Origin of the sequence: Vulcaniibacterium thermophilum, from assembly GCF_007923255.1 — a bacterium.
GTDB classification, from domain to species: domain Bacteria; phylum Pseudomonadota; class Gammaproteobacteria; order Xanthomonadales; family Xanthomonadaceae; genus Lysobacter_F; species Lysobacter_F thermophilum.
On sequence record NZ_VOHJ01000033.1, the window covers coordinates 21,844 to 30,420 of the forward strand.

At 72.2% G+C, this 8,577-nt stretch carries 7 protein-coding genes; 3 read left to right on the top strand and 4 right to left on the bottom strand.

Annotation, left to right across the window (positions count from 1 at the left end; translation table 11 throughout):
• Positions 1-79: 79 nt before the first annotated feature.
• Genes cysN through FQY64_RS12070 form a run of 3 tightly spaced genes read right to left on the bottom strand, consistent with a single transcriptional unit; the run spans position 80 to position 3,650 of the window.
• Positions 80-1,963 (bottom strand): sulfate adenylyltransferase subunit CysN, encoded by a 1,884-nt coding sequence (gene cysN, locus FQY64_RS12060; RefSeq protein ID WP_146474568.1) that lies wholly within the window; start codon positions 1,961-1,963, stop codon positions 80-82.
• On the bottom strand, positions 1,963-2,907 hold the full coding sequence (gene cysD / locus FQY64_RS12065) for a sulfate adenylyltransferase subunit CysD (RefSeq protein ID WP_186760973.1): 945 nt from the start codon (positions 2,905-2,907) through the stop codon (positions 1,963-1,965). Before cysD ends, cysN begins: the two co-directional genes overlap by 1 nt.
• On the bottom strand, positions 2,907-3,650 hold the full coding sequence (locus tag FQY64_RS12070; RefSeq protein WP_146474570.1) for a sulfite exporter TauE/SafE family protein: 744 nt from the start codon (positions 3,648-3,650) through the stop codon (positions 2,907-2,909). Before FQY64_RS12070 ends, cysD begins: the two co-directional genes overlap by 1 nt.
• Before the next feature lie 149 nt (positions 3,651-3,799).
• Between FQY64_RS12070 and FQY64_RS12075 the strand changes: the two genes are divergently transcribed.
• The 3 genes from FQY64_RS12075 to FQY64_RS12085 are packed head-to-tail and all read left to right on the top strand — an operon-like array spanning position 3,800 to position 8,030.
• The gene (locus tag FQY64_RS12075; protein ID WP_186760975.1) at positions 3,800-5,590 is read left to right on the top strand and encodes an assimilatory sulfite reductase (NADPH) flavoprotein subunit; all 1,791 of its coding nucleotides are present in this window, start codon (positions 3,800-3,802) and stop codon (positions 5,588-5,590) included.
• Positions 5,590-7,287, top strand: coding sequence for an assimilatory sulfite reductase (NADPH) hemoprotein subunit (gene cysI / locus FQY64_RS12080; protein WP_146474572.1), 1,698 nt, complete (start codon positions 5,590-5,592; stop codon positions 7,285-7,287). Before FQY64_RS12075 ends, cysI begins: the two co-directional genes overlap by 1 nt.
• Positions 7,284-8,030 (top strand): phosphoadenylyl-sulfate reductase, encoded by a 747-nt coding sequence (locus FQY64_RS12085; protein ID WP_146474574.1) that lies wholly within the window; start codon positions 7,284-7,286, stop codon positions 8,028-8,030. Before cysI ends, FQY64_RS12085 begins: the two co-directional genes overlap by 4 nt.
• 421 nt (positions 8,031-8,451) lie before the next feature.
• Here the strand turns inward: FQY64_RS12085 and FQY64_RS12095 are convergent.
• On the bottom strand, positions 8,452-8,577 hold a 126-nt coding region (locus FQY64_RS12095), incomplete at its 5' end, for an integrase core domain-containing protein (protein ID WP_146472493.1).

The following is an 8,577-nucleotide window of genomic DNA, read 5'->3' on the forward strand; positions in this document are numbered from 1 at the left end:
GAAGCGGGCCGATGCTAGCAGCCGGCCGCGTTGCAGCATGTCGTGCGCGGCGGCCGTCTGACGGACGGTCGCCGGCCGGTCAACGCGTGAGGTAGTCGATCACCCGCTGCGCGAGTGCGTCGGCATCGGCCGCGGTGGTGTCGAGCACCAGCTCGGCGGCTTCCGGGCGCTCGTAGGGCGAGCTGATGCCGGTGAAGTTCGGGATCTGCCCGGCGCGCGCCTTGGCGTACAGCCCCTTCACGTCGCGCCGCTCGGCCACGTCCAGCGGGGTGTCGACGAACACCTCGACGAACTCGCCCGGCGCGAACAGCTCGCGCGCCATCCGCCGCTCGGCGCGGAACGGCGAGATGAAGCTGACCAGCACGATCAGGCCGGCATCGGTCATCAGCTTCGCGACTTCGGCCACGCGGCGGATGTTCTCCACGCGGTCGGCCTCGGTGAAGCCGAGGTCGCGGTTGAGGCCGTGGCGCACGTTGTCGCCGTCGAGCACGAAGGTGTGGAAACCCATCGCATGCAGGCGACGGTCGACCCGGTTGGCGATGGTCGACTTGCCGGCGCCGGACAGGCCGGTGAACCACACGCAGCGCGGCACCTGGCCCTTGATGCGGGCACGCGCGGCCTTGTCGACGTCCAGGTGCTGCCAGTGCAGGTTGTGCGCGCGGCGCAGGGCGAAGTCGATCGTGCCGGCGCCGACGGTGGCGTTGCTCTGGCGGTCGATCAGGATGAAGGCGCCCAGTTCGCGCTGGCGCGCGTACGGCTCGAACGCGATCGCGCGGTCGAGCGCGAGGTTGACGTAGCCGACCTCGTTGAGCTCCAGCACGCTCGCCGCGAGCTGCGCCTGCGTGTTGACGTCGATGCGGTGCTTGATCTCGGTGACGGTGGCGGAGGCGGTCGCCGTGCCCAGCCGCAGCCAGTAGCTGCGGCCCGGCATCAGCGCGTGCGCGTCCAGCCACAGCAGATGCGCGGCGAACTGGTCGGCGACTTCCGGCGCGTCGTCGGCGGCGGCGATCACATCGCCCCGGCTGACGTCGATCTCCTCTTCCAGCACCAGCGTGACCGCCTCGCCCGCGCCCGCCTCGCCGCACTCGCCGTCGGCGCCGAGCAGGCGCGCGATGCGCGTGCGCCGGCCCGACGGCAGCACCACCACGTTCTGCCCCACCCGCGCCTCGCCGCCGACCAGCGTGCCGGCGAAACCGCGGAAGTCCTGGTTCGGCCGGTTCACCCACTGCACCGGCAGGCGGAAGCCGCGGACGACCGCCTCGCGCTCGATCCCGACGGCTTCCAGATGCTCCAGCAGCGTCGGTCCGTCGTACCACGGCGTCGCCTGCGAGCGGCGCATCAGGTTGTCGCCGTGCAGCGCCGACAGCGGAATCGCCTGCACGTGCGGGATGCCGAGCTGCGCCGCGAGCGCACGGTATTCGCCGGCGATGCGCTCGAACACGGCGCGCTCGAACCCCACGCAGTCCATCTTGTTGACCGCCAGCACCACGTGGCGGATGCCGAACAGCGCGCAGATCCAGCTATGGCGGCGCGTCTGCGTGAGCAGGCCCTTGCGCGCATCGACCAGCACCACCGCGAGGTCGGCGGTGGACGCGCCGGTGGCCATGTTGCGCGTGTACTGCTCGTGCCCGGGGCAGTCGGCGACGATGAACGCGCGTTTCCGGGTGTGGAAGAAGCGGTAGGCGACATCGATGGTGATGCCCTGCTCGCGCTCCGCTTCCAGGCCATCGACCAGCAGCGCGTAGTCGATGTTCTCGCCCTGGGTGCCGTGGCGGCGGCTGTCGCGCTCGAGCGCGGCGAGCTGGTCGTCGAACAGCAGGCGGGTGTCGTGCAGCAGGCGGCCGATCAGCGTGCTCTTGCCGTCGTCGACGCTGCCGCAGGTGATCAAGCGCAGGCGCTGGCGGCGTTCGTGCTCGGCGAGCGAGGCGGCGATGCTCGCCGGCGCTGAGGACAAATCGCCCATCAGAAGTAGCCCTCCTGCTTCTTCTTCTCCATCGACGCCGCCGGATCGTGGTCGATCACCCGGCCCTGGCGCTCGGAGGTGGTGGCCGCGAGCGTCTCGGCGATCACCTTCTCCAGCGTGTCGGCGTCGGACTCGATGGCGCCGGTGAGCGGGTAGCAGCCGAGCGTGCGGAAGCGCACCTTGCGCAGTTGCGGCACTTCGCCCGGGCGCAGCGGCAGGCGGTCGTCGTCGACCATGATCAGCGCGCCGTCGCGCTCCACCACCGGGCGCTCGGCGGCGAGGTACAGCGACGGCACCGGGATGCGCTCGCGGTAGATGTAGAGCCAGACGTCGAGTTCGGTCCAGTTCGACAGCGGGAACACGCGCACGCTCTCGCCGCGGTGGATGCGGGTGTTGTACAGGTTCCACAGTTCCGGGCGCTGGTTCTTCGGGTCCCAGCGGTGCTGCGCGTTGCGGAACGAGAACACCCGCTCCTTGGCGCGCGACTTCTCCTCGTCGCGGCGCGCGCCGCCGATCGCGGCATCGAAGCCGTGGCCATCCAGCGCCTGCTTCAGCGCCTGCGTCTTCATCACGTCGGTGTGCACGGTGGCGCCGTGCTCGATCGGGTTGATGCCGCGCGCGAGGCCCTCCGGATTGGTGTGCACGTGCAGCGTCACCCCGGTCTCGGCGGCGCGGCGGTCGCGGAAGGCGATCATTTCGCGGAACTTCCAGCCGGTATCGACGTGCAGCAGCGGAATCGGCGGCCGGCCGGGCGCGAACGCCTTCAGCAGCAGATGCAGCAGCACCGAGCTGTCCTTGCCGATGGAGTACAGCATCACCGGATTGCGGAACTCGGCCGCGACCTCGCGCAGGACGTGGATGCTTTCGGCTTCCAGGCGGTCGAGGTGGGACAGCGTGCGCGGCATCGGCAGCGGGTGAAGCGTGGGGATGTGCGAATGCTGCATCAGATCAGCCCGAAATGCTTGCCCAGGGTGCGCGCGCTCAGGCCGATCACCACCAGCCCGACGAGCGCCAGCATCGGCCGCGGCCGCGCATGCCGGACCAGCCAGGCGCCGAGCGGCGCCGCCAGCAGGCCGCCGAGCGCCAGCCCGGCGACCGCCTTCCAGTGGCTCAGGCCCAGCGTGAGCAGGAACACCGCCGAGGCGGTCAGCGTGACGAAGAACTCCACCGCGTTCACCGTGCCGACGGTGAACCGCAGGCCGTTGCCGCGCGCCAGCAGCGGACTGGAGACGAACGCGCCCCATCCGCCTCCGCCGGTCGCATCCAGCAAGCCGCCGAAGAAGCCCAGCGGCTGCAGGCGCCGGATCGGGCGCGCCGGTGCCGCCGCGCGCAGCGCGCGCAGCACGATCAACGCGCCGAGCAGCAGCAGGTAGCCGGCCACCCACGGCTTGAGCGCCTCGCCGTCCAGCCGCGACAGCAGCCAGGCGCCGAGCGCGGCGCCCAGCACGCCCGGCAGCAGCAGCCTGCGGAACAGCGCGCGGTCGACGTTGCCGAACGCATGGTGCGAAGCGGCCGACGCGCCGGTGGTGAAGCATTCGGCCGCGTGCACGGTGGCGCTGGCGAGCGCCGGCGGCAGCCCGAGCGAGAGCAGCAGGCTGGAGGCGATCACGCCATAGGCCATGCCGAGCGCGCCGTCGACCAGTTGCGCGACGAATCCGATCGCGATGTAGGGCAGCAGGTCGGTCATCTTCGACGGCGCGGCGGATCGGCCGGCAGTATCGGCGCGGCCGCGGCCGCGGCCAAATGCACGCGGAGCATGAGGCCATGACGCGCCGTCCTTTCCGCCCGCGCCGCGCGCCGCGGAGCATGGGGCCTCGCCATCCCGCCCCTCCGTCCGTGACCGCCCTCCCCGCACCGCTGCCGTTACCGCTTTCGCCCGAACAGGGGGCCGCGCTGCAGCGCCTGACCGACGGGCTGGACGGCGCGGCGCTGTGGTGGCTGTCCGGATACGCCGCAGGTCTCGCCCGCGCCCGCGCCGGAACCGCATCGCCGTCGGCGCCGGCGGCGGAAACGTCGGCCGCGGCGCGGCTCACGGTCGTCTACGGCAGCCAGACCGGCAACGCGCGGCGGGTCGCCGAAGCGCTGGTCGCGCGTGCCCGAGAGGCCGGCCTGCCGGTGCGCCTGGCGCGCGCGGACGCCTATCCGCTGCGCGAGCTGAAGGACGAGCGCTGGCTCGTGGTCGTGATCAGCACCCAGGGCGACGGCGACCCGCCGGACGACGCGCGCGCATGGGTCGAACATCTCGCCTCCGCACGCGCGCCGCGCCTGCCGGCGCTGCGCTTCGCCGTGTTCGGCCTGGGCGACTCCAGCTATCCCCGCTTCTGCGCGGTGGCGCGGGCGATCGACGCGCGCCTGGAGGCGCTCGGCGCCACCCGCTGGCTGCCGCGTGTGGAGGCCGACGTCGACGTGGACCGCACCGCCACGCCCTGGCTGCAGCAGGCGCTCGATGCCGCACGCGAAGCATTGAAGACCGCCGCGCCGCTGGCGACGGTGACGCCCCTGCGTCCGCCGGCGCCGGCGGCGACGCGCGAGCGCCCGTTCGCCGCCGCCGTGCTGGTCAACCAGCGCATCACCGGGCGCGACTCCGACCGCGACGTGCGCCACCTCGAACTGGCGCTGGAAGGCAGCGGATTGCGCTACGAACCCGGCGATGCGCTCGGCGTATGGCCGCGCAATCCGCCGGGACTGGTCGATGCGCTGCTGGCGGCGTTGCGGCTGGACGGCGATACGCCCGTCACCCACGACGGCGACACCCTGCCGCTGCGCGAGTGGCTGCTCGCGCGTCGCGAACTGACCCGCCTGACGCGCCCGTTCCTGCAGGCGCACGCCGAGCGCGCGCGCGACCCGGCGCCGGTGCGCACGCTGGCCGACGATCCGTCCGCGTTCGCCGGCGCGCTGGCCGACTGGCAGACGCTCGATCTCGCGCTCGCGCATCCGGCGGATTGGGATGCGCACGCCCTGGTCGCCGCGCTGCGTCCGCTGGCGCCGCGCCTGTACTCGATCGCCTCGAGCATGAAAGCGGTCGGCGAGGAGGCGCACCTGACCGTCGCCCACGTGCGCTACCGGCGCGGCGACGACGAGCGCTTCGGCGCCGCGTCGCACTTCCTCGCGGCGGCGCAGGAAGGCGCGACGGTGCCGGCGTTCGTCGAGAGCAACGAGCGCTTCCGTCTGCCCGCCGACGCCACGCGCGACGTGGTGATGATCGCCGCCGGCACCGGCGTCGCCCCGTTCCGCGGCTTCGTGCAGGAACGCGCGGCCGACGGCGCCGCGGGGCGCAACTGGCTGCTGTTCGGCAATCCGCACTTCCGCAGCGATTTCCTCTACCAGCTCGAATGGCAGCAGGCGCTGCGCGAGGGCACGCTGCATCGCCTCGACCTCGCATTCTCGCGCGACGGCGCGCAGAAGCGCTACGTCCAGCACCGCCTGCGCGAATGCGGCCGCGAGCTGTTCGCCTGGCTCGACGGCGGCGCGCATCTGTACGTCTGCGGCGCCACCCGCATGGCGCGCGACGTCGATGCCGCGCTGCAGGCGCTGATCGCCGAGCACGCCGGGCTCGACGCCGACGGCGCGCGCGACTACCTGCTCCGCCTGCAGGCCGAAGGCCGCTACGCACGGGACGTCTACTGATGGCCGACCACGCTTCCGTCGAAGATCTCAAGCGCGCCAGCCGCCGCCTGCGCGGCACGCTGCTGGAATCCCTCGCCGATCCGGTCACCGGCGCGTTGCGCGAGGGCGACCAGACGCTGCTGAAGTACCACGGCAGCTACCAGCAGGACGATCGCGACCTGCGCGAGGAGCGCCGCCGCCAGAAGCTGGAGCCGGCGTGGCAGTTCATGATCCGCACGCGCACGCCGGGCGGCGTGCTCACGCCCGCGCAGTGGCTCGGGCTCGACGGCGTCGCCTCGCGCTTCGCCGAGCGCGGACTTCGGATCACCACGCGTCAGGCGATCCAGTTCCACGGCGTCATCAAGCGCGAGCTGAAACCCACCCTGCAGGCGATCAACGCCGCGCTGATCGACACCATCGCCGCCTGCGGCGACGTCAACCGCAACGTCACCGTCGGCGTGAATCCGGACGAGACGCCGTTGCACGCGGCGGTCTGGGCGCAGGCGGCGGCGCTGTCGGAACACCTGTTGCCGCGCACCCGCGCCTACCACGAGATCTGGCTCGACGGCGAGAAGCTGGCGGACAGCGGCGAGGAAGCCGAACCGCTGTACGGCGACACCTACCTGCCGCGCAAGTTCAAGACCGGCTTCGCGCTGCCGCCGTACAACGACATCGACGTGTTCGCGCAGGACCTGGGCTTCATCGCCATCGCCGAACGCGGCGAACTGCGCGGCTACGACGTCGTCGCCGGCGGCGGGATGGGCGCCACCCACGGCGATGCGGCGACCTACCCCCGGCTCGCGCGGATGCTCGGCTTCATCGCGCCGGAGCACGCGATCGCGGTGGCCGCAGCGGTGCTGACCGTGCAGCGCGACTGGGGCGATCGCGTCCAGCGCAAGCGCGCGCGGCTGAAGTACACGATCGAGACGCACGGCCTGGACGCGTTCCGTGCCGAGGTCGAGCGCCGGGCCGGCGTGCGCTTCGCGCCGCCGGCGCCGTTCCGCTTCATCCACAACGGCGACCGCTTCGGCTGGGCGCCGGGCGCGGACGGGCGCTTGCATCTCACCGTGCGCATCCTCAGCGGGCGCGTGCGCGACGATGCGGGCGCGCGCGTGCAGAGCGGACTGCGCGCGATCGCCGCGCTGCTCGACGCGCAGGCGGACGGCGCGCAACTGCGGCTCACGCCGAACCAGAACCTGACGATCGCCAACGTGCCGGCGCGCTTGCGCGATGCGGTCGATGCGCGGGTGGCCGAGCACGGCCTCGACCGCGCCGGCGGCACGCCGCTGCGGCAGGCGGCGCTGGCCTGCGTGGCGCTGCCCACCTGCGCGCTGGCGATGGCCGAGGCCGAGCGCTACCTGCCGCGGGCGGTCGCGCGGATCGACGCGCTGCTGGACCGCCACGGCCTGAGCGAAAGCCCGCTGCACCTGCGCATCAGCGGCTGTCCGAACGGCTGCTCGCGGCCGTACCTCGGCGAGATCGCGCTCGTGGGCAAGGCGCCCGGGCGCTACAACCTGATGCTGGGCGCCGATCACCGCGGCCAGCGCCTGAACGCGCTGCACCTGGAGAACGCCGACGAGGACGCGATCCTCGCCGCGCTGGATTCCCTGTTCGCCCGTTATGCGCGCGAGCGCGCCCCCGGCGAGCGTTTCGGCGATTTCGTCGTGCGCGCCGGCGTGGCGGCGGCGCGCGAGACCGTGGAGTTTCCGTTCGCATGAGCACCGCACCCGATCCCGTCAGCGCGGCCGAATCGCCGCGCGCCCTCGCCGAGCTCAACGACTGGCTGGCCCGGCGCCCGGCCGAGCAACGGGTCGAGTGGGCGCTCGCGCATCTGGCCGGGGAGCATGCGCTGTCCTCCAGCTTCGGCGCGCAGGCCGCGGTGTCGCTGCATCTGGTCACGCGCCTGAAGCCGGATCTGCCGGTGATCTTCATCGACACCGGCTACCTGTTCCCCGAAACCTACCGCTTCGCCGACGCGCTCACCGAGCGGCTGCGGCTCAATCTCAAGGTCTACCGCCCGCAGCTCGGCATCGCCTGGATGGAGGCGCGCTTCGGCCGGCTGTGGGAGCAGGGGCTGGACGGACTGGAACGCTACAACCGCCTGCGCAAGGTCGAACCGATGCAGCGCGCGCTGCGCGAGCTGGGCGTGCGCACCTGGATCGCCGGCCTGCGCCGCAGCCAGGCGCACACGCGCGCGGGCATCGACATCCTCGAACTGCGCGACGGCCGCTGGAAGCTGCATCCGCTGGCCGACTGGAGCGACCGCGACGTCGGCCGCTACCTCGCGCGCCACGACCTGCCGTACCACCCGCTGTGGGAACGCGGCTACGTCTCGATCGGCGATGTCCACACCACCCGCCCGCTCGAGCCCGGCATGCACGAGGAGGAGACCCGCTTCTTCGGCCTGAAGCGCGAGTGCGGGTTGCACGAGGACTGGGCGGCGGAAGATCGGGCTGCGTGAGGGGCGGGGAGCGGGAATCGGGAATCGAGAATCGGGAATCGGGAATCGGGAATCGGGAATCGGGAATCGGGAACCGGGAACCGGGAACCGGGAACCGGGAATCGGGAATCGGGAATCGGGAATCGGGAATCGGGAAGCGGGAATCGGGAAGCGGGAATCGGGAAGCGGGAATCGGGAAGCGGGAAGCGGGAAGCGGGAATCGGGAAGCGGGAAGCGGAAGCGGGAAGCGGGATGCGGAAAGCGGGAAGCGGGATGCGGGAAGCGAGAAGCGGGATGCGGGATGCGGGAAGCGGGAAGAGACTGGGTTCTCGGGGCGGCGCTGGCTTGTCGTGCGGCGCGCCGGGTGATCGGGACGTCGAAGGGCGGGCGAACGCCGCACTGCGTCGCCTCGCCGAATCCCGAAATCCCACGCGACCTGCGGCTAGCTGTGAAGCTTCAATAGGTTGTTTCGGCGGAGCGCCAAGCGGGTGATGGGTGGCTGACCGCCGAGTGCGCTGTGTGGGCGGTGACAGTTGTAGTGATGCAGCCAGTCCTGCAGCGCCTCGCG